The sequence below is a fragment of the Phyllobacterium sp. 22229 genome (assembly GCF_052056495.1).
Taxonomy (GTDB): Bacteria; Pseudomonadota; Alphaproteobacteria; order Rhizobiales; family Rhizobiaceae; genus Phyllobacterium; species Phyllobacterium myrsinacearum.
The window spans coordinates 61,920-82,542 of sequence record NZ_JBQEPA010000004.1 but is presented as its reverse complement, the minus strand read 5'-3'; the positions used below and the strand labels follow the sequence as shown (position 1 = coordinate 82,542).

Here is a 20,623-nt window from a genome sequence, read left to right as displayed (position 1 = left end):
AGCGCACCCTTGGCGACGCTTCGTTTTGTCATTCGCAAATTCGCGGAGTCGGTCCGGATATTTGGTGTAGCCGGCACGTTCGGCCGCATCATCTCATTCACTCGATCCGGCAGACTGACTGCTCTTTTCACCAGCAGGCGTGCGACACTGCTCTCGACCGCGACGGACGAAAACAAGAACATTCTTGCATCGTTCTATCCTGGCTCCTCTGTCCGGCCAGCACCGGCATTGATGCCGCCACGCGTTCTTATCGTCGCTGAGATGTCTATTCCGCAGTGCAAGAAGTACCGCGTCACCCAGAAGGCGGAGCTATTGCGCGGTATCGGCATCGAAGCAGCGGTGGTTGACTGGACGCACTTTGATAGGGCCCGAACGCTTCTCCAGACCCATTCAATTGTCATATTCTACCGCGTTCCCGCGGTGCCTGAGGCTATCCTGCTGATAAAGGAGGCCAAACGTCTCGGCGTTCATACGTTCTGGGAGGTCGACGATCTTGTTTTCGACCCGGAAGGATACCTTTCCAACAAAAACCTTGAAACTCTTGCTTCGGCGGATCGAAAGGGTGTCCTTGAAGGGATGAAACTTTACCGCGAGGCGCTTCTCCTGTGCGATGAAGGCATTGCATCCACCAAAGCGCTCGCAAGGGCCATGCGCGAGGTCACTGGCAGGAACGCCTGCGTTGTGGAAAACGCGCTCGACGCCGATACGCTGCAGATTGCCGAAAGTATCCGCAAACGCTTGGCGGAAACCACGAAGCAACCCAAACGGACCGTTACAATCGTCTATGGCTCGGGCACCAAGACGCATGATATCGATTTTTTGACGGCAAGCGACGCGCTGTTCAATGTCCTGTCGCAACGCCCCAATGTGAGGCTGCGCATCATCGGCAGTTTGAATATCGAAGACCGGTTTGATGGATTCGCTGATCGTATCGAACGATACCCGTTCGTCAGCTTTGACCGCTATCTGGAGCTTCTGGCCGAAGCCGATATTTCAATCGCGCCGCTAGAAAATTCCATTTTCAACGATGCCAAAAGCAATATCAAATTTCTGGAAGCATCGGTTCTCGGCGTGCCCTCGGTCTGCTCGCCCGCCGATGCCTTTCGAACTGCCGTGATCGATGGCGAAAATGGCTTTCTGGCCGCCAGCTCAGCTGAATGGGAGCAAAAACTACTCCGCCTAGTCGATCAGCCCGCGCTTCGCACCGAAATGGCTTTCCAGGCACGGGAAAGTGTCAATCTGGCCTATGCGCCTGTGCAGATTGCGCATCGCCAGCTTGTACCGCTCATCGAACGCTTTCGCCAGCGCGAGCAGGGTATCACCCGCATTCTGTTTGCAAATGTATATTTTTCTCCGCAATCGTTTGGCGGAGCGACCGTCATAGCCGAAGAGATGGCCCGGCGGCTCGCCCAGAGGGACGATGTGGAAGTTTACGTCTTCACATCCTGGTCAAACAGCCATGCGTCGGACTACGATCTAGTCCGCTACAACGCAAAGGATGCTACGGTCTTCGCCGTGAAAGTACCGGTGGTGCGTACGCGCTTGATGGACATCAAGGATGATGCCATGGGCCAGGTATTTGAAGGTGTGCTTGAGGCGATCAAGCCGGATGTGGTCCAACTGCACTCGGTACAGACGCTGGGCGTCACTCTCGGCTCCGTCTGCAAGGCCGCCGGCATTCCCTATGCCATAACGCTCCACGACGCCTGGTGGCTGTGTGAACGCCAGTTCATGGTAACCGGTGAAGGCAGGTATTGTTTTCAAACGCGTATTGATCCAGCGGTTTGCGCGGCATGCGTGCCGGATAAGGCTTTCAATAAGCACCGTACCAAACTTGTGCACGAGGCTTTGCTGAAAGCAGACGGGCGTATTTCGCCAAGTGCCTATTTCAAGCAGCTATATATGCACAACGGCCTGCGGGACGACCAAATTTTTGTCAATAAGAACGGGGTTAAACTGCCCTCGCCAAGCTTCACGCGCAAGCGATCGGACCGTATCCGTTTCGGTTATGTCGGGGGATCGACACCGATCAAAGGGTATGACCTTGTCCGGGAGGCTTTTTCGGCACTTCCGGAATGTGGCGTCGAGCTCATCATGGTCGATAATACGCTCAACAGTGGCTACAGCAGCGTCGACGCCAAGCGAATGAACGCACACAATCCCGTCCGCATCGTACCGGCCTACACCCAGGACACCATTGACGAGTTTTTCTCTCACATTGATGTGCTTCTCTTCCCATCTCAATGGAAGGAGAGCTTTGGACTGACGGTGCGCGAGGCGCTGCTTCGCGACATCTGGGTTATTGCCACAGATTCCGGCGGAGCCGTCGAGGACCTGACAGATGGCGAGAACGGCTACATCATTCCCATTTCGCCCGACAGTACTCATCTGCGAATGGCAATGGAACGGGTCATTGCGAACAGGGCGGCGCTATCTGCTTACGTCAATCCGTTCAAAGACCGCATACAAAGCTTTGATGGACAGGCGGCCGAGCTTTACGATTATCTTCATTCGCTGGCGCAAAAGAGTAGCCAATAACATAGCCCCTGAGCGGCACCCCTGGCGGCGTCCAATGGTTCGGCCGGGTTTATGCTCGCCCTTTTTACAGCAGAAGAGAATGAACGCATGGGGCATGAACGAACATACCGCCGCCAGAAAAGGCCCTAAAAGTAAACCGCTGCCTCTGATCTGTGCCGGTACGGGCCAAATCCCGCTCAAATCCTTATAGTTTCTTTATATCCCCACACAGTGTGCCGTCTCGAATTCTTATGTCCAGGAGGTCATAACTCTCCTGCTCATCCTGCTTGTCTGAAAACACCTCCGGGTAATGTTCAGAAGTATTGATGTTTTTTACATAAGGAGTTCTCCAAATGGACTTTATTGTTCTTGGGATAGGCGTTTTGTTCTTTCTCATTTCGCTAGCTTATACAAAAGCCTGCGAGAATTTGTGATCGAAGGGACCAGAAAATGACTATCGACTACATTCTCGGAGGTGCAGTGACCTTGTTCCTTCTTGCCTATCTCACTTACGCGCTGGTTCGCCCAGAGCGTTTCTGATCGCCTCTGACGCCAGGCTTGGAAAGCTACACCTATGACTCTCAATGGCTGGATACAGATTCTCGTTTACTGCGGGATCATCATCTTACTTGTCAAACCGCTCGGCGGTTACATGACGCGCGTTTTTAACGGCGAACGTACATTTCTTTCGCCCGTCCTCGTTCCGTTGGAGCGGGGCCTTTATCGTATTGCCGGGACAAGCGAGCGCGACGAGCAGCACTGGACCACCTATACGGCTGCGCTATTGCTGTTCAGCTTGGGCGGTCTCATTGTGCTTTACGCATTGCAGCGGTTCCAGGGAATCCTTCCCTATAATCCCGCTGGCATGACGGCAACGGAACCTGGTCTTGCCTTCAACAGTGCCGTCAGTTTTGTCACCAATACCAACTGGCAGAACTATGGCGGCGAAAGCTCCATGTCCTATCTCGTCCAGATGGCCGGTTTCACGGTTCAGAACTTCGTATCGGCAGCCACGGGCATTGCGATTGCCATCGCCCTCATTCGCGGGTTTGCCCGCACCTCAGGCAAATCCGTCGGCAATTTCTGGGTCGATCTGACAAGAAGCACGCTCTATATACTGCTTCCCATCTGCATCGTTCTGACGCTCGTCTATGTGTATCTCGGGGTTCCACAGACGCTCGGAACCTATGTCGATGCCACGACGCTCGAAGGCGCAAAGCAGACCATTGCGGTCGGGCCCGTCGCATCCCAGCTTGCGATCAAGATGCTCGGCACGAATGGCGGCGGCTTCTTCAATGCCAACTCGGCACATCCCTTTGAAAATCCGGATGCCATTTCGAATTTCATCCAGATGGTTTCGATCTTTGCCATCGGTGCCGCGCTGACCAATGTCTTTGGCCGGATGGTTGGAAATCAACGGCAAGGCTGGGCGCTTTTTGCCGCCATGGGCGTTCTCTTTCTCGCCGGCGTTACCGCCTGCTATTGGTCGGAAGCCGCCGGCAATCCGCTGGTGCATGCGCTCGGGCTTGATGGCGGCAATATGGAAGGCAAGGAGACCCGTTTCGGCATCGCTTTGTCGGCGCTCTTTGCCGTGATCACGACAGCCGCATCCTGCGGCGGCGTCAACGCCATGCATGACAGTTTCATGGCCATTGGCGGCATGCTGCCCATGATCAACATGATGCTGGGTGAGGTCATCATCGGCGGTGTTGGTGCCGGTCTCTACGGCATTCTGCTCTATGTTGTCATCGCGGTTTTCGTCGCCGGACTAATGGTCGGCCGCACGCCGGAATATCTCGGCAAGAAGATCGAAGCCAAGGAAGTGAAGATGGCCATGCTCGGCGTGCTTTGCCTGCCGCTTGCCATGCTTGGGTTCACGGCGATTGCATGCGTGCTGCCATCGGCGGTCGCTGCGACCGGCAATTCCGGCCCGCACGGCTTCTCCGAAATCCTCTATGCCTATACGTCAGCGGCCGCCAACAACGGTTCGGCATTCGGCGGCCTCGGCGGGAACACCACCTGGTATAACCTGACGCTTGCCATCGGCATGCTTATGGGCCGGTTCTTGGTGATCATCCCGGTCATGGCAATTGCCGGGTCGCTGGTCGTCAAGAAGACCGTTCCAGAATCCGCAGGCACCTTCCCAACGCATGGCGGCTTGTTTGTCGGACTTCTTATTGGCGTCATCCTGATCGTCGGCGGCCTCACATTCTTCCCGGCGTTGGCTGTCGGACCGATTGTCGAGCACCTCGCCATCGGTCTTGGCCAGACCTTCTGATGGAGCCTGTCATGCGTCACGATTACCTGCAATTCAACCTCCATCCTCGCGCCGGCAAGCTGGCGCGAGGGGCAGCCAAGCGCGTGCGCGCCTCCGACATCATCCTTGGCATGACGCTGGTGATGCTGATCGTCTGGCTTGCGGCATACGCCTGTCTTCACACGGTCATAGCGTCATGATCGCCGCTGTGCAGTTACAAGAATTTCAAAACTGGAGTCTCAAATGAGCCAGTCCAAATCCGCGAGCCTCATGGACTCTCGCATACTCATACCGGCCATCGGAGGAGCTTTTAAAAAGCTTGATCCGCGCAGCCTTATCAAAAATCCCGTCATGTTCGTGGTTGCAGTCGTCTCCTTCCTGACGACGGTGCTGTTCCTGAAAGACCTGGCGACCGGCGGCCGCGATCTCGGATTCTCACTCCAGATCATCATCTGGCTCTGGTTCACCGTGCTTTTCGCCAATTTTGCGGAAGCCGTTGCCGAGGGCCGTGGCAAGGCGCAGGCGGATTCGCTGCGCAAGGCGCGCACGGAAACGCAGGCCAAGCTTCTCATTGGGGATGACCGTGCCAGCTTCAAACTCGTGCCCGGCACGAAGCTGAAGGTCGGCGATGTCGTGCTGGTCGAGGCGGGGGATATTATCCCTTCTGATGGCGAAGTGATCGAAGGCATCGCCTCGGTCAATGAATCTGCCATCACCGGCGAATCCGCTCCGGTCATCCGCGAATCCGGCGGCGACCGTTCGGCTGTCACCGGCGGGACCCAGGTTCTGTCGGACTGGCTGCGCGTACGTATCACTGCCGCAGCCGGCTCCACATTCATCGACCGGATGATTGCTCTCGTCGAAGGCGCGGAACGGCAGAAGACACCCAACGAAATTGCGCTCAATATTCTGCTTGCCGGCATGACCCTGATCTTCGTGCTGGCAACGGCAACGATCCCGAGTTTTGCAACCTATGCGGGCGGCGCCATTCCCGTGGTTGTTCTGGTCGCACTGTTTGTCACGCTGATCCCGACCACGATCGGCGCTCTGCTGTCGGCAATCGGCATTGCCGGCATGGACCGGCTGATCCAGTTCAATGTTCTTGCCATGTCGGGACGCGCCGTCGAGGCCGCCGGTGACGTCGATACTTTGCTTCTCGACAAGACCGGGACGATCACATTCGGCAATCGCCAGGCAACCGAATTCAGTCCCGTGACGGGCGTGACCGAGCAGGAACTGGCGGATGCGGCACAGCTTGCCTCTCTGGCCGATGAAACGCCGGAAGGCCGCTCGATCGTCGTCCTGGCCAAGGAGAAATATGGCATTCGTGCGCGTGACATGGCGACATTGCATGCCACATTCGTGCCCTTCACCGCGCAAAGCCGTATGAGCGGCGTGGATATCGACGGCTCGTCTATCCGCAAGGGGGCTGTCGACGCGGTTCTCGCCTATGTCAATTCCACAACCGTTGCAACGGGAACCGTCCGGGCAAGCGCCGAACTGGTGCGTGAACTGCAGTCCATTGCCGATCAGATAGCCAAGGCAGGCGGGACACCGCTTGCCGTGGTGCGCGACGGCAAGCTGCTCGGCGTCATTCACCTGAAGGACATCGTCAAGGGCGGGATTCGCGAACGCTTCTCTGAATTGCGCCGCATGGGCATCAAGACTGTGATGATCACGGGTGATAACCCGCTGACGGCAGCGGCAATTGCGGCAGAGGCCGGCGTTGACGATTTCCTCGCTCAGGCCACACCTGAAAACAAGCTCTCGCTCATCCGCGACGAACAGGCCAAGGGGAAACTCGTGGCAATGTGCGGCGACGGAACCAACGACGCGCCCGCGCTTGCGCAGGCCGACGTCGGTGTTGCCATGAACACAGGCACGGTGGCGGCGCGCGAAGCGGGCAACATGGTCGATCTCGACAGCGATCCGACCAAGCTCATTGAAATCGTCGGCATCGGCAAGCAGCTGCTGATGACGCGCGGTGCATTGACGACGTTTTCGATTGCCAATGATATCGCCAAATACTTCGCCATTATCCCGGCAATGTTTCTGGCGTTCTACCCGCAGCTCGCTGCGCTCAACATCATGGGCTTGCAGACGCCGCAGAGCGCCATCCTGTCGGCAATTATCTTCAATGCCCTGATTATCGTTGCGCTTATTCCGCTGTCGCTCAAAGGCGTCAAGTACCGGGCGGTCGGTGCAGGGGCTCTCTTGAGCCGCAACCTTCTGATTTACGGCCTGGGCGGTGTCATCGTGCCATTCATCGGCATCAAAGCGATCGACATGGTCATCACCAGCCTTGGGCTCGCATAAAGGATCATTCCAATGTTAAAGCAACTCAAACCCGCGATAGTCATGGTTATCGCTCTTACAGTGATCACGGGTCTCATCTATCCCCTGGGTATGACTGGGCTCTCGCAGCTGCTGTTTCCGCACCAGGCCAATGGCAGTCTGATCGAGACGAATGGGACTGTTATCGGATCCGAACTGATCGGTCAGGCGTTTGCAGCCGACAAGTACTTTCATGGCAGGCCATCGGCAGCCGGAGACGGATACAATGCGAGTTCTTCCGGCGGCTCCAATCTCGGACCAACAAATCCGAAATTGATCGACCGCATCAAGACAGATGCAGCGGCACTGAAGGAAACGAATAGCGCTGCTCCCGTCCCCATTGATCTGGTTACGGCGTCGGGCAGCGGGCTGGACCCGCATCTTTCTCCGGCCGCCGCCTACTTCCAGATACCGCGCGTGGCAAAAGCACGAGGTGTCGACGAGGCACGTATCCGCCAGCTGGTGGACCAGAACATACAGGCGCGCGAGCTTGGGTTCATGGGTGAGCCGGTTATCAATGTGCTGGCGTTGAATCAGGCACTCGACGGTCTGAAATAAGCCGGTTAGCCTGAAATACCGGGAACGTGCGATGCGGGTTCCCGGTATTTTCAAAGGGGTCATGACACATGCCTGATGACGGCCGCGATACTGAACGGAGACCATCGCCCGAGGCGCTCCTGGAAAATGCCGAGCGAGAGACCCGTGGCCGGTTGAAGATTTTTCTGGGGGCGGCACCGGGGGTCGGAAAGACCTACGAGATGCTGATGTCGGGACGGGCGGCGATTGCCGAGGGCATCGATGTTGTCATCGGGGTGGTCGAGACACATGGGCGCAAGGAAACGGAAGCCCTCGTCAAAGGTTTCGAGGTCCTCCCGAAAACCCGGATCAATTACAAGGACCACCAGCTTGAAGAGATGGACATTGACGCGATTCTGGCGCGCCGTCCGGCTCTTGTCCTCGTGGACGAACTGGCACACACGAATGCGCCCGGTTCACGCCATCCGAAGCGCTATCTGGATGTCCAGGAGATTTTGAGACACGACATTGACGTTTATTCCACCCTCAACATCCAGCACGTGGAAAGCCTGAATGATGTCGTGGCCCAGATTACCCATGTGCGCGTGCGGGAAACCGTGCCCGATTCCATCATCGATGAGGCGGACGACGTTGAAATCATCGATCTCACACCGGCAGATCTGATCAAGCGCCTGCATGAAGGCAAAGTATATGTTCCCGATACTGCCAAACGCGCCATAGAGAACTATTTTTCTCCGGGGAATTTGACCGCTTTGCGTGAGCTTGCCCTGCGCCGCACGGCGCAGCGGGTCGATGACCAGCTTCTCTCGCACATGCAGGCAAACGCGATATCAGGACCCTGGGCTGCTGGCGATCGCGTGGTCGTGTGCATCGATGATCATCAGGGAGGAACGTCGCTCGTCCGCTATGCCCGGCGGCTTGCTGACCGCTTGCGTGCGCCGTGGACGGCACTCTATGTGGAAACGCCCGGGTCAACCCGGCTCTCGGAGGACGACAAGGACCGCATTGCCTCCACCTTGCGGCTGGCAAGCCAATTGGGGGGAGATGCGATCACGACGCCCGGCCGCGATCCCGCGGAAGAGATTGCGCGCTATGCGCGGGAAAACAATGTGACCCACATTGTGACGGGCAAGCCGACAAAGCCGCGCTGGCGCGAGTTTTTTGAAGGGTCGGTGTCGCATGATCTTATCCGGCATGCCGGAAATATCAGCGTGCACGTGATTTCCGGGAATGAGCAGAACGGCGAGCCGGCCCGTCAGAAGGCGCCGGAAATTCCGGAAGGACATTTTCAGCTCAGGGCCTATCTCCTGAGCACGGCATATGTCGCAGGGGCGCTGGCGGTGGGGCTGCTGATCTCGCGCGTGCTGGATGTACGCAATATCGCTCTCGTTTTTCTGATGGCTGTTCTGGCATCGGCAGTGACCGTCGGGCTCTGGCCAGCTCTGTTCGCCTCAGTGTTAAGCGCTGTTGTGCTGAACTTCTTTTTCCTCGATCCCCTTTACACCCTGGTTATCAGTGACCCCGAAAGCGTGATTGCGCTTGGCTTCTTTTTCGGTGTTGCAGTGATCGCCAGCAATTTGACGGCGAGGGTGCAGCGGCAGGCGGCGGCAGCGCGGCAACGGGCCAGAACAACGGAAGATCTCTATCTCTTCAGCAAGAAGCTGGCGGGAACGGGTACACTTGATGATGTCCTGTGGGCTACGGCCTTTCAGATCGCGTCCATGTTGAAACTGCGCGTCGTGCTTCTCCTGCCGGAGAAGGGCTCGATTGAAGTGAAGGCAGGCTATCCACCCGATGATACATTGGACGACGCCGACATTGCGGCAGCGCGGTGGGCATGGGAAAACAACCGGGCCGCGGGCAGGGGCGCCGATACGTTGCCAGGTGCAAAACGGCTCTATCTGCCCTTGCGAACGGGCCGCATGGCTGTTGGTGTGATTGGTCTCGACAGCGACAAGAAAGGGCCCTTGCTGACACCTGAACAGCAGCGTTTGCTTGACGCTCTGGCTGACCAGGCGGCGGTCGGCATTGAGCGAACACAGCTGGCGGCAGATGTGGACAAGGCAAAGCTTGCAGCGGAAGCGGATCGTCTTCGCTCGGCCCTGCTGACATCCATTTCGCATGATCTGAAGACTCCGTTGGCTGCGATCATGGGGGCAGCCGGTACATTGAAAGAGTTCGCTCCGGCGCTTGCCGCCGCCGAGCGCTCGGATCTTCTCTCGACCGTTATTGACGAATCCGAACGCCTCAACCGGTTCATTGCCAATCTGCTTGACATGACCCGGATTGAGTCCGGGGCAATGGAACCGAATTTTGCCTATCACTATGTGGGTGACATCGTCGGTTCGGCGCTGAACCGGGCAAAGAAGATCATTGGAACCCACAAGACCGAGGTCTCCATTCCGGATGACCTGCCCATGCTGAGGATTGATCCGGTCCTGTTTGAGCAGGTGCTTTTCAATCTGCTGGACAATGCCGCGAAGTACGCCCCCGACGGTTCGGCTCTGCGGATTCAAGCCTGGTCGGATGATGGGTCGGTCACGCTTCAGGTGATGGACGAAGGTCCCGGAATTCCGGTTGAGGATCTCGAACGGGTCTTCGACAGTTTCTATCGGGTGAGCAAGGGCGATCAGGTCAAGGCGGGTACCGGACTGGGGCTTTCCATTTCCCGCGGATTTATTGAAGCGATGGGCGGCACGATTGCGGCCGGACAAAGGACCGATCGGTCAGGAGCAGTTTTCACCATCAGAATGCCGGCCTCCCGGAGTGTTCCCGGCATGGATACCAGGCCATGACGAACACCAGCGTCAAGATTCTTGTCGTGGACGACGAGCAACCCATTCGGAAGCTGCTTCGGGTCGGTCTTGGCACGCAAGGGTACAATGTTCTGGAGGCGGGGAATGCCACAAGCGCGGTCGAGCAGGTGGAAGCCCATCAGCCCGACCTGATTTTGCTCGACCTCGGTCTTCCCGGCGTTTCCGGCTGTGATCTTCTGCGCCAGTGGCGCGAGGAGGGCTCGGATATCCCGGTGGTCATATTGTCAAGCCGCACCGATGAACGGGGAATAGTGGAGGCGCTGGAGCTTGGAGCTGATGATTATGTCGTCAAGCCGTTTGGGATGAACGAGCTGGTCGCACGCATTCGGGTTGCCCTGCGGCATCGTCTGCAGCAGCAGGGCGAACTGCCGGTTTTTGAAACCGGGGGTCTCTCCGTCGATCTGGTGAAGCGGATTGTGAAGGTCGATGGCAGGGAAGTGAAGCTGTCGCCCAAGGAGTACGATATTCTCCGCGTCCTGGTCCAGCATGCCGGCAAGGTGCTCACCCACCGCTTTCTCCTGTCACAGGTGTGGGGTGGCTCTGCGGATGTCCAATATCTGCGCGTCTACGTCCGGCAGCTTCGTCAGAAACTGGAGCAACTGCCGGATCAGCCGCGATACATTGTGACGGAGACCGGCGTGGGGTATCGCCTGAAAGAAGCTGACTAGGACTGCCGTGCCTTTGCGCCGGGATTTGCAATTGGAAATGAGAATGAAATTGGCCGATTATCTCAAGCTTGATGATGTGATGTGTGATCTGGAGGTGTCATCCAAGACGCAAGCACTGCATGCCATGGCGGATGTTGTGAGCAGGGACGGGGGCGTTCCAGCGGCGGCCCTCTTGGCTGCGCTGCAAAAGCGCGAGCGCCTTGGCTCCACCGGCATAGGACAGGGCGTTGCCATTCCGCATACGCGGATCGAAGGGGTCGAGACGCCGAGGGCCTGTCTGGCAAGGCTGAAGAAGCCCGTCGAGTTCGCGGCCATTGACGATCTGCCGGTGGATATCATTCTCATGCTGATCACCCCGGACGCCGAGGTAAACAGGCATTTGAATGTCTTGGCGCAGTTTACGCGAAGGCTGAGATTTCCGGGTGTCCTAGAAGGCATGCGCACTGCCGCAGACGCCAGGACGCTTTGTGCGCATCTGACAGACAAAACATGACAGGCGGCCAGGAGACCGCCTGTCCATCCATCCAGAAAATCGATCTAGGCTGATCTGCGATAGCGGCCCTGTCGATGCGACGAGCCATCAACGGGTGTGACATGGACTGAAAGATCGGTCCAGGGATCAGCGATGAGACAATCGCCGTCCTGCGCGCACCAGACGGCCCCAGCTTCATGTTCACTTTCACTCACGGCGAAATGGATGGCGGACTCTCTGTCGGCAAAGAGGCCGCCGACAAGGCGTTGCCTGTCGCAAACGACCCAGCAGCCATCCAGATTGCGGCCAACGATGAAACGGCAGCGGCTATTGGAATTGCATGGATATTGCATACTGCTTCCCATCATGTCTTGCTTCCGGGTTGGTGTGATTTCATTGGGAAAAGGCTCTAAACGCGCCAAGCGAGTGGAGCAGGATGAATCGCGGGTTTTTCCCGGAGATTGAACGCAGCATCATGATCAGGATCGGTAACACCTCCGAGGTTATCGAGGGCGGATGCAATCTGTGCCGCGACGTCATCGGCAACGGTGACGAGTGGCAGGCGGACCTCGTCGCGCATACCGCGCCGGTGTTTCAGTGCAGCCTTGACGGGGCAGGGGTTCGTATCCAGCTCGAAGGCCTCGAGGACGGGTTTCAGTCTCTGGTGAATATACTTCGCCGTTGGCCAATCACCTTTGATGCAGGCATTTTGCAGCGCGACAAAAACGTGGGGCAGGACATTGGCCATGACCGAGATCATTCCGTCGCCGCCCAAAAGGTTGAAGGCGTGGGCTGAAGCATCATGCCCCGACAGAAGAATGAAGCGATCTCCGAATGTGTTGCGCATCTCTTCGACCCGTCTCACGTCACCGGTTGCATCCTTGATACCCAGGATCGACGGCATCTGCGACAACCGGTCGAGGGCCTGCAAGGAGATATCGACGCCGGTTCGGGATGGTACGTTGTAGACAATGACCGGTATTGGAACGCGTGCGGCAATCGCTTCGAAATGACGAACGATGCCGTCCTGATTGGGTCTGTTGTAGTAGGGCGTGACGATCAAAGCCGCGTCCGCGCCGCAGGAATGGGCAGCGGATGTGTAGGCAATGGTCAGTTCGGTACTGCTCGTGCCGGTCCCGGCAATGATGGGTACGCGGCCGTTCGATACCTTCAGACACGTTCTGATGATCCTCAGCCGTTCATCCCAGGTAAGTGTGGAGGCTTCTCCGGTGGTTCCGCACGCAACCAGAGCGCTTATGCCGGACTGAATGTGCCACTCCGCCAGTTCGCCGATCGCACGGTAGTCGACATTCCCGTTTTTGAACGGTGTGACGAGCGCTGTCATCACGCCCGTTAGGCGTGATCGTTCAACTTGACTGTCGCTGTTCATGATGTCCTCTTCTGCATTCCATTCGCGCATGGACAGGAACTGGCTCTGCCGGGCGGCAAACGGACGCGGCGGCATTGAAAGCACGTCCCCTGGAGACGGGCTTTGCCGGCATCTTGTTCGTATCGCTGTCATCTCGCGCAATTCTCGTGTTGAGTACGGCTCATACGTATCAACGCTTCCGATAGGAATTCCATTGCGTGTTCGCAGCAATCATATCAAAAAAGTATAAGGATCAGGGGGCGAGGCTGTACCCAGTCGAGCATAGAAATTTCAGGGCATCAAAACTTATATGAGATTTTTATATTCTGGCTGTGGCGTTGCAATGGATTTCATATGCCGAGTTTATTATTTTATACAGGAATATGAACTAGATATAGTTGAATAGAATGCGCGATCTTACCTATGTTCTGGCCATTATAGCCGTCATGCTTCTCGCCTGTCAGGCCAAGCCAAGGTCGGGAATGTCGCCTTTACGGGCGACAAAGGTCAGACTCAGCGATGCAGATGTGGCGGTTCTCGTTTTCACGCTCGCTCTGGCCGTACTCATCGTCGCCATGGCTGTTTCAATCTGAACGCCCGGCAGACGTCTCAATAGGTACAAGTACGGATACATTGTCATGTGAGTCTGTGATCGTGTGGCGGTGTATTCCCCGCCTGCGCGACGGCAGGGTTTGGGTTTGCCCATTGCTGCCGCCGCCAGACAAGGTCACGTTTTGATGCGCTATCCAGTCTACCTCGTCGACGATGATGCTGCCGTTCGGGAGGGACTCTGTCTGCTCTTCGAAGCCTACAAGATCAGTGTCATTGCCTTCGACGGCCCATTGACCTTTCTTCGGGAAGTCAGCCTGTTGCCGCCAGGATACCTGCTTCTCGATTTGCAAATGCCGGAGCTGAATGGGCTGGAACTGCAAAGGGAGCTGATCGGCAAAGGTATTGACTGGCCCATCATCATTATAACCGGTTACGGGGACCTGAACAGCTGCCGCACGGCGTTTCAATCTCGGGTCGTTGATTTCCTGGCCAAGCCGGTCGATCCGGAGCAGCTTTTTGAAGCGCTTGGGAAAGCTGAAGAGCTTCTCGGGACTGTCTTGGAAAAGCAAGAGACCGAGGCATTGTTCGCGACGTTGACTCCGCGCGAAAATGAAATCATCAATCTCGTCTGCCGGGGATGGGGATCGAAGGAAATCGCAACCTCATTGAATATTTCACTGCGGACGGTCGATGCGCACCGGGCCAATATTTCCGAAAAACTGGGCACGACGTCCGTGGCTGAATTTGTGCAGATGAAAATGAAGATTCAGCAGGGGTAACGAGGCGCTTCGCTTCTTATCCTGCAAACCGCTTGCTGGCGGTGAAATGGTTGATGGCGTGTTCGAGCTGCCTGTCACGGGCTGCATCGACAGCGATCACCATTCGGTGAGGCTCTGTTGCAGGAACAGGCTCCACTTTTGGCAGGGTAATGGTGAAGACTGCGCCGTCCTTGTTGGATGCGGTAAGCAATCCGCCAACGCGTTGCACGATTCTCTGTGACAAAGAGAGCCCCAATCCCATACCGCTGTTCTTGGTTGTGAAAAAAGGCTGGAAGAGTTGCGCAAGCGTATCCTGGCTCAACCCAGGTCCATTGTCCGACACTTGGATGATATTGGCGGTGTGATCTGCGATGGTTTGGATGGTGATACGCTTTTGAGACTGTTCCAATGTGCCGAGTGCTTCAATCGAGTTGCGGACCAGATTGTGGATGACCTGTTCAAGCTCTATCCGATTGATGTTGGCAACGGGCGACGGCTCGGCAAGACAAAGCACCAGCGAAACGTTGCGTTGTTTGATTTCCAAATTGAGGATATCAACAATCTCCAGAATGGCACTGTTAAGCGTGGTGATTTCCGGGACGGCGACGGTATTTACAATGTAGTCGCGGATCTTGCCAAGTATTCGGCCGGCCCGCTTGGCATCCCGCACATTGGCATCCATTGCCCGTTTCAGGAAGTCGACGTGCGTCTGGTTCTCTTCGAGTGTCTTAAGACTCGCCTGGCTTTGGCTAAGCAGTGATGTGAGGGGTTGTGCCAGTTCGTGGATAATGCCGGCGGCAAGTTCGCCGATCGCGTTGACCCGCGCGGCATGCTCAAGCCGGTTCTCCTTTTCCAGTCTTGCGGCGCGGCCCAGTGCTTCTTCCTCGGATTGCCGCAAGCGCTGGGAGAGCCGGCGCTGGTGCAAGGAATAATAGGCTGCCGCTACTGCCGCGGCGGACAGGCTGCAATATGCTGCAAGCCCCAATGGGTTAAACAGTTCGCTCAGATCGACAGTTTCGCTGATGCGAAACACCGTCCCTTCGGGGAAGTTGGTGACGTCCTCCGATGCGGTCTTGTGCAAACCGGGAACGATGGTCCTTTCGAGCCGAAGCCATGGCGAGAAAAACGAATCCTGTTCATCATTCAACAGGATGGCGGGTACGCTGCCGATGATCCACTCCACCTCCGGTGCGCCGGATTGCAGGATTGGCTTGATCATTTCTGCCACATCCAGAAGCATGACAATGGCGTAATGTGCATTGCCATTTTCAATATGCGTTGTCGTGAAATAGCGCCCGGGAAAGCGGGGATCAGCGAATCCGCGGATCATACCGCGAGGCTGGTTGATGACGGTCGGCAGTACAGCCGGGATCGCGGCGACGTCCGAGGCAGATGGGAAACTGGCCACGAGGGCGGCATGGGAGAGGCCGTCGCCTTTAGGCAGCTCGTACAGATGGATCAGGTGTATGCGGGGACAGGCGTCCATTATATGCTGAACCAATGAGCCGAATACCTTCATGGACTCGACACCGGATATGGTTGAGAAAACCTCCAGGGATTTGACGAAAGCAAAATTCTGGGCAATGCGGCGATCAAGGCTGGTTGTGATTTCGGCGGCTTTTGCCGCGAACATGTCCGACTTGTCCCGGAAAATCAGGACTGCCGAGATGCACACATACACCAGCAGGGCAATGCACCAGATGGATACCGCAAATACCAGGGAGGGTTTCAGGTCTTTTTGCACGTCTTTGCAACTTATAAATTTGTTTATGTGTAAAATACATCGTGCGGATTTCTGATTATCTCAGACGTCCAAAATGGAGATGCAGTTTATGCGCTCTACATGGCACAAAGAGCATCTCAGTCATAAAAATGCTTACCGATATTAGGTTGCGTTCCATCGCAAAAGCCCAATATCAGGAGAACGTAACTTATATTCAGCCGTATTTCAATGATGTTGCTGAAACGCAATCATTGTCGCATAGACGCCGGCAAAACGCCGCTCGGATACTATCATGAATTGCGAAGGGGCCAGCGCGTTATTGCGGCCCCTTCGCCGAGGGGTTTTCAAGGTTTATTCGTCGATATCAACGTCTTCAAACAGATTGCCGCCGAACGGATCAACGCGGAAATCCTTCACCTTGGAACTAACCGGTTGCTGGACGATCTGGTGGGCAATCGTCAGCCAGGGCGCCTGCTCCTTGAACACGACCTGAGCCTGTTCATACAGCTTTGTTCTCTCCGCCTGATCCGTGGTCAGCTTGGCTGCCTGAATCAGTTTTTCAAAGTCTTCGTTGCACCAGTTGGCGCGATTGCCGCTGCCGATGGCTTGGCAGCCCAGAAGCGCTGCAAGAAAATTGTCCGGATCTGCAATCCCGCCGGTCCATCCGAGAATGACCGCGCCGTCCCGGTCCTTTTCCAGTGACCGCTTCAGATATTCGGTCCAATCGTAGGAAACGATTTCAGCCTTGATGCCGACTTTTGCCATGTCCGACTGCATCATTTCAGCGGTACGGCGTGCATTGGGCATGTAAGGACGCTGAACGGGCATGGCCCATATCTTCATCGAAAGGTCTTTTACGCCGGCCTCTGCCAGCAGCTTCTGCGATTGCGCCGGATCATAGGCATCGTCCTTGACGGCTGCATTGTATGACCAGACACCCGGAGGGATGGCATTGACGGCAACCATACCGGTCGAACCGTAGACCGCATCGATGATCGCCTGCTTGTTGACGGCCATATTGATGGCCTTGCGCACGCGAACGTCATTGAAGGGAGCCACCAGCGTGTTGTAGGCCATAAACGCAATGTTCAAGCCTTCCTTTTGCAGGAGGTTGATCGCCGGGTCGGTTTTCATCTCGGCAAGATCGGCCGGGTTCGGGTAAGCCATCACATGGCATTCGCCAGCCTTGAGTTTCTGGTAGCGGACGGAGGCATCCGGGGTAACGGCGATGATCAGATTATCGATCTTCTGTTTTCCGCCCCAGTAATCGGGATTGGCGGTATAGCGGATGGCCGTATCCGGCTGATAGTCGACAAACTGATAAGGACCGGTTCCGATGGGCTGCTGGCCAAATTCGTCCTGCTTGCCCTCTGCCAGAAGCTTGTCGGCATATTCCTTGGATTGAATGACCGCAAATGTAAGGGAGAGGGAGGCGATCATTGTCGCTTCCGGCCGGGTCAGGATGAATTTGACGGTGTGGTCGTCAATTTTCTCGATTTTGCTGATGAGGCTCGGGAACGAATAGGAATTGTATTGGGGCCAGACCCCCTTGCCATTATACGGATTGGCCTTGTTTCCCTGGCGGTCGAAGGTAAAGATGACGTCATCGGCATTGAAATCGCGCGTCGGGGTAAAATAGCTCGTTGTCTGGAATTTCACGCCCTTGCGCAGATGGAATGTATATTCTTTGCCATCGGCGGAAATATCCCAGCTTTCGGCGAGGCCCGGCTCCAGTTCGGTCGATCCGCGTTTGATCTTGATGAGACCATTGGAAACGTTGCGCGCCGAGGCGTCGTAGGTTGCACCCGACGTGGTGCTCGCAGCGTCAAAACCGTCTGGCGCGGCTTCCGAGCAATAGATCAATGTCTTTGCAGACGCGACAGCCATTGTCGTTCCGCTCAATCCGAGTGCAAGGATAGTCGCTGAAAGAATTTTCTCGGGAAGTTTCATATCGTCCTGTCTTTTCTGGGAATCAACGTGCCGCATTGATGGGATCAGAATTTATCGGCGAGGGTTCGGGCCAATGCAATACAAATATGTCACCTACGCGCTTGTCCTGAAAAGTGGAATCATTGAAACCGGCATCTTTGATCAGAGGCAGAGAACGCAATGGACATTGTTGAACGATTTCTGAACTACACGCGCATCAATACCACGACGGTCCCCGGGGCTGGCCATTTGCCTTCGAGCGCCGGTCAATCGGTGTTGGCACGCCTGCTGGCTGACGAGTTGCGTGAACTGGGGCTGGATGTCGAGGAGCGGGATCATTCGATCGTGGTCGGGACGCTGCGGAGCAATGTAGCCGGCAAGGACCGCGCGATTCCGACGGTGGCCTGGGTCGCCCATCTCGACACCAGCAGCGAGTACAACACGGATACCAAGGCTCAGGTCGTGCAGTATGAAGGCGGCGACATCGTCTTGAACGAACAGCTTCAGGTGGTCATGCGTTCGAGCGATTTCCCAGAGCTTTCGCGTTATGCCGGTGACAGGATCATCGTTACCGATGGGACCAGTTTGCTCGGCGCGGATAACAAGTCGGCGATCGCCGAGATCATGCATGCGATGCAGACGCTTCAGTTGAACCCCGGGATTGAACATGGCGACGTGAAGGTTGTGTTTGTCCCGGATGAGGAAATTGGCCTCCTGGGAGCCAAAGCGCTCGACGTTGAATCCCTCAATGCCGATTTTGCCTATACGCTGGATTGCTGTGAGATTGGCGAGATCGTGCACGAGAATTGGAACGCGGGTGAATTCCATATCACCTTCCACGGGCAGACCGCGCACCCGATGTCGGCCAAGGGCAAGCTGCGCAATGCGGTGCTCTTTGCCCAGCAATTCATCGCCATGCTGCCCGCCGGTGAAAGACCGGAATATACGGAAAACCGCGAAGGCTACTATTGGGTCAAATCCATCCAGGGCACGGTTGCCGAAACGCGGACCGTTCTCGACATTCGTGATTTTACCCAGGCCGGGTTTGACCATCGGCATCGCTTTGTCGATACCCTCGTCGAGAGTTTTAACCAACTCCATGGCGCCCAGACCGTGACGGCGGCATATCAGCCCATGTATCGCAATGTCGCTGACAGCTTGCAGGGGCCCAATCACTATCCGGTACAGCTGGCGCTGGAGGCGATGCAAGCGATTGGTGTGTCGCCAAAATCCATCCCGATGCGCGGCGGTTATGACGGCGCAGTGCTGTCGGAAAAGGGCCTGCCTTGCCCCAACCTGTTTTGCGGCGCCCATAATTTTCATTCGATCTACGAGTTTCTACCTGTGCGTTCGCTTGAAAAAGCCTCCGAGATGGTGGTCGAAATCCTGCAGCGCGCAGCGCGCGCGCCGCAGGATTGACATCAGCCAGCAATCCATCGTTGATGGATTGCTGGCCCGCTATTCGCTGGCGCGCATCTTCCCCGCTAAGGGACGAGTTGTGTTGCCTCGCCGTATGCAAGCTTTATCGCATACTGGCGCACGTCGGTTGGCCATTCGCTGATCCGTTCGACAAAGGCGCTCTGATTACCGGCAAACAAAGCCCGCATCGCTTCTTCGAAGCCGGGCATATTACCCGCCATCGCCAATGCAAAGTGGTAGGCCGCTTCCCGGGCGGCCCGTGTCCTGCGTTCACTGCCGCCCGTCTTTCTGGCTTCATCGATCAACCGCCTGAGAGCGACGGATGCACCGCCGCTTTGCGCAGCCAGCCACTCCCAATGCCGTGGTAGAAGGGTGACTTCACGGGCAACGACGCCCAGTTTCGGCCGTCCGCGCCCACGCGGTACAGGTGCGGCGAGCGGGCCGTCCTCAAGGTCCTGCGGCGCCTGGCCTGCATTTTGCGAACCGCTATCCTCCTTTGATAACTGCAACAACCGCGCAATGATGTCGGTCTTTGTCCCGCGCAGATCGAAATCCACGACGCGGCCGGTTGCATCGTCAAAGACGAGGGGCGGTGCAGAGGCGTCCTTTTCTTCGGAAGCATTCTTTACGGCCAAGGCCACTTCGACCAGGGGGCCAGAGATGAGAAGGCGCATGCCGTCGAAAGCGGTACAGGGTCGGGAAAGATGGTCGGTCATTACAAGCACTCGGTTGGTCTTCAATTTATATCCGGGTTATAAAATGAAAAGTCAATATCATCCGGGTAATAAATTGACGGAATGCCGATTGGCTGCTATGCGGTCCTTGGCTTGAAAACGCGTGTGAACGGAATGACGGATGAAGACCGAGGATAAAAAGGCGGCGATAGCGGCCTATAAGGAACGAAAAGCGGTGATTGGCATTTATGCCGTCCGCTGCCCCGCGTCGGGCAAGATCTGGATTGGCCAGAGCACCAGCCTTGATACGATCCAGAACCGTCTGTGGTTTACCCTTCGCCTCGGGAATCATCCTTGCCGGGAACTGCAACTGGCATGGAACAACCGGACATCGGACGATTTCATGTTCGAGGAGCTGGAGCGAATGGACGACGAGGATCTGGCTTATGTCCGTCAGGCCCGTCTCAAGGAGCGCGTTGCGCATTGGCGTTCTTCGCTTGGCGGCCTGGCTATTTAACCGGCGGCAGGGCTCGCCGGTATTGCCAGCCAAACGCTCAAAATCTTGCTGGTCATGCCAGATTGTCACAATGTTTGCGCT

The 20,623-nt window shown here is 56.4% G+C and carries 18 protein-coding genes; 13 read left to right on the top strand and 5 right to left on the bottom strand.

The window, feature by feature from the left end:
• Window positions 1-9: 9 nt before the first annotated feature.
• From ACTJJ7_RS05995 to ACTJJ7_RS05955, 9 genes are all read left to right on the top strand, one after another.
• Window positions 10-2,538 (top strand): glycosyltransferase, encoded by a 2,529-nt coding sequence (locus tag ACTJJ7_RS05995; RefSeq protein ID WP_440965979.1) that lies wholly within the window; start codon window positions 10-12, stop codon window positions 2,536-2,538.
• A gap of 429 nt (window positions 2,539-2,967) precedes the next feature.
• Entirely contained in the window at window positions 2,968-3,057 is a 90-nt protein-coding gene (locus ACTJJ7_RS05990; RefSeq protein WP_100003438.1) for a K(+)-transporting ATPase subunit F, read from the top strand.
• Between the two features lie 34 nt (window positions 3,058-3,091).
• Complete coding sequence (gene kdpA, locus ACTJJ7_RS05985) at window positions 3,092-4,795, top strand: potassium-transporting ATPase subunit KdpA (RefSeq protein ID WP_130272396.1); 1,704 nt, start codon at window positions 3,092-3,094, stop codon at window positions 4,793-4,795.
• Window positions 4,796-4,806: 11 nt separating this feature from the next.
• A complete protein-coding gene (locus ACTJJ7_RS05980) occupies window positions 4,807-4,974 on the top strand; it encodes a hypothetical protein (protein ID WP_440965976.1) in 168 nt (55 codons plus the stop codon).
• 43 nt (window positions 4,975-5,017) lie between these two features.
• On the top strand, window positions 5,018-7,090 hold the full coding sequence (gene kdpB, locus ACTJJ7_RS05975; protein WP_440965974.1) for a potassium-transporting ATPase subunit KdpB: 2,073 nt from the start codon (window positions 5,018-5,020) through the stop codon (window positions 7,088-7,090).
• A 12-nt stretch (window positions 7,091-7,102) separates the two neighbouring features.
• On the top strand, window positions 7,103-7,666 hold the full coding sequence (gene kdpC / locus ACTJJ7_RS05970; protein ID WP_440965972.1) for a potassium-transporting ATPase subunit KdpC: 564 nt from the start codon (window positions 7,103-7,105) through the stop codon (window positions 7,664-7,666).
• A gap of 68 nt (window positions 7,667-7,734) precedes the next feature.
• Complete coding sequence (locus tag ACTJJ7_RS05965; protein WP_105734943.1) at window positions 7,735-10,440, top strand: sensor histidine kinase; 2,706 nt, start codon at window positions 7,735-7,737, stop codon at window positions 10,438-10,440.
• Window positions 10,437-11,129, top strand: coding sequence for a response regulator transcription factor (locus ACTJJ7_RS05960; RefSeq protein ID WP_440965971.1), 693 nt, complete (start codon window positions 10,437-10,439; stop codon window positions 11,127-11,129). Before ACTJJ7_RS05965 ends, ACTJJ7_RS05960 begins: the two co-directional genes overlap by 4 nt.
• A 43-nt stretch (window positions 11,130-11,172) precedes the next feature.
• Window positions 11,173-11,622 (top strand): PTS sugar transporter subunit IIA, encoded by a 450-nt coding sequence (locus tag ACTJJ7_RS05955; protein WP_440965969.1) that lies wholly within the window; start codon window positions 11,173-11,175, stop codon window positions 11,620-11,622.
• Between the two features lie 44 nt (window positions 11,623-11,666).
• Here ACTJJ7_RS05955 and ACTJJ7_RS05950 read toward each other — a convergent pair whose 3' ends face one another.
• Entirely contained in the window at window positions 11,667-11,969 is a 303-nt protein-coding gene (locus ACTJJ7_RS05950) for a hypothetical protein (protein ID WP_440965967.1), read from the bottom strand.
• A gap of 41 nt (window positions 11,970-12,010) precedes the next feature.
• Window positions 12,011-13,066 carry a 4-hydroxy-tetrahydrodipicolinate synthase gene (gene dapA, locus ACTJJ7_RS05945; RefSeq protein WP_440965965.1) on the bottom strand — a complete coding sequence of 352 codons (1,056 nt, stop codon included), beginning with the start codon at window positions 13,064-13,066 and terminating at the stop codon, window positions 12,011-12,013.
• A gap of 311 nt (window positions 13,067-13,377) precedes the next feature.
• Here dapA and ACTJJ7_RS05940 point away from each other — a divergent pair, with 311 nt between their 5' ends.
• Both ACTJJ7_RS05940 and ACTJJ7_RS05935 read left to right on the top strand, forming a co-directional pair.
• Entirely contained in the window at window positions 13,378-13,563 is a 186-nt protein-coding gene (locus ACTJJ7_RS05940; protein ID WP_105734946.1) for a hypothetical protein, read from the top strand.
• 105 nt (window positions 13,564-13,668) lie between these two features.
• Window positions 13,669-14,301, top strand: a complete 633-nt coding sequence (locus ACTJJ7_RS05935; RefSeq protein ID WP_440965963.1) for a response regulator transcription factor — start codon at window positions 13,669-13,671, stop codon at window positions 14,299-14,301.
• A gap of 16 nt (window positions 14,302-14,317) precedes the next feature.
• Here the strand turns inward: ACTJJ7_RS05935 and ACTJJ7_RS05930 are convergent, their stop codons facing one another.
• Together ACTJJ7_RS05930 and ACTJJ7_RS05925 are read right to left on the bottom strand one after the other, a co-directional pair.
• On the bottom strand, window positions 14,318-16,024 hold the full coding sequence (locus ACTJJ7_RS05930) for a sensor histidine kinase (protein ID WP_440965962.1): 1,707 nt from the start codon (window positions 16,022-16,024) through the stop codon (window positions 14,318-14,320).
• 330 nt (window positions 16,025-16,354) lie between these two features.
• On the bottom strand, window positions 16,355-17,890 hold the full coding sequence (locus ACTJJ7_RS05925; protein WP_425374731.1) for an ABC transporter substrate-binding protein: 1,536 nt from the start codon (window positions 17,888-17,890) through the stop codon (window positions 16,355-16,357).
• Between the two features lie 222 nt (window positions 17,891-18,112).
• On the opposite strand from ACTJJ7_RS05925, the gene pepT reads away from it, so the two are divergent.
• Complete coding sequence (gene pepT, locus ACTJJ7_RS05920; RefSeq protein ID WP_440965960.1) at window positions 18,113-19,351, top strand: peptidase T; 1,239 nt, start codon at window positions 18,113-18,115, stop codon at window positions 19,349-19,351.
• Between the two features lie 65 nt (window positions 19,352-19,416).
• Here pepT and ACTJJ7_RS05915 read toward each other — a convergent pair whose 3' ends face one another.
• The gene (locus ACTJJ7_RS05915; protein WP_440965959.1) at window positions 19,417-20,067 is read right to left on the bottom strand and encodes a DUF2239 family protein; all 651 of its coding nucleotides are present in this window, start codon (window positions 20,065-20,067) and stop codon (window positions 19,417-19,419) included.
• A gap of 139 nt (window positions 20,068-20,206) precedes the next feature.
• Here ACTJJ7_RS05915 and ACTJJ7_RS05910 point away from each other — a divergent pair, with 139 nt between their 5' ends.
• Complete coding sequence (locus ACTJJ7_RS05910) at window positions 20,207-20,542, top strand: GIY-YIG nuclease family protein (protein WP_440965957.1); 336 nt, start codon at window positions 20,207-20,209, stop codon at window positions 20,540-20,542.
• Window positions 20,543-20,623: the final 81 nt, after the last annotated feature.

What these genes read in the sequence shown, in the direction of transcription:
- ACTJJ7_RS05990 (WP_100003438.1), top strand. Translation starts at nt 2,968, where the DNA reads ATGACTATCGACTACATTCTCGGAGGTGCAGTGACCTTGTTCCTTCTT.
- kdpA (WP_130272396.1), top strand. Translation starts at nt 3,092, where the DNA reads ATGACTCTCAATGGCTGGATACAGATTCTCGTTTACTGCGGGATCATC.
- ACTJJ7_RS05980 (WP_440965976.1), top strand. Translation starts at nt 4,807, where the DNA reads ATGCGTCACGATTACCTGCAATTCAACCTCCATCCTCGCGCCGGCAAG.
- kdpB (WP_440965974.1), top strand. Translation starts at nt 5,018, where the DNA reads ATGAGCCAGTCCAAATCCGCGAGCCTCATGGACTCTCGCATACTCATA.
- kdpC (WP_440965972.1), top strand. Translation starts at nt 7,103, where the DNA reads ATGTTAAAGCAACTCAAACCCGCGATAGTCATGGTTATCGCTCTTACA.
- ACTJJ7_RS05965 (WP_105734943.1), top strand. Translation starts at nt 7,735, where the DNA reads ATGCCTGATGACGGCCGCGATACTGAACGGAGACCATCGCCCGAGGCG.
- ACTJJ7_RS05960 (WP_440965971.1), top strand. Translation starts at nt 10,437, where the DNA reads ATGACGAACACCAGCGTCAAGATTCTTGTCGTGGACGACGAGCAACCC.
- ACTJJ7_RS05955 (WP_440965969.1), top strand. Translation starts at nt 11,173, where the DNA reads ATGAAATTGGCCGATTATCTCAAGCTTGATGATGTGATGTGTGATCTG.
- ACTJJ7_RS05950 (WP_440965967.1), bottom strand. Translation starts at nt 11,969, where the DNA reads ATGATGGGAAGCAGTATGCAATATCCATGCAATTCCAATAGCCGCTGC.
- dapA (WP_440965965.1), bottom strand. Translation starts at nt 13,066, where the DNA reads ATGCCGCCGCGTCCGTTTGCCGCCCGGCAGAGCCAGTTCCTGTCCATG.
- ACTJJ7_RS05940 (WP_105734946.1), top strand. Translation starts at nt 13,378, where the DNA reads ATGCGCGATCTTACCTATGTTCTGGCCATTATAGCCGTCATGCTTCTC.
- ACTJJ7_RS05925 (WP_425374731.1), bottom strand. Translation starts at nt 17,890, where the DNA reads ATGGCTGTCGCGTCTGCAAAGACATTGATCTATTGCTCGGAAGCCGCG.
- pepT (WP_440965960.1), top strand. Translation starts at nt 18,113, where the DNA reads ATGGACATTGTTGAACGATTTCTGAACTACACGCGCATCAATACCACG.
- ACTJJ7_RS05915 (WP_440965959.1), bottom strand. Translation starts at nt 20,067, where the DNA reads ATGACCGACCATCTTTCCCGACCCTGTACCGCTTTCGACGGCATGCGC.
- ACTJJ7_RS05910 (WP_440965957.1), top strand. Translation starts at nt 20,207, where the DNA reads ATGAAGACCGAGGATAAAAAGGCGGCGATAGCGGCCTATAAGGAACGA.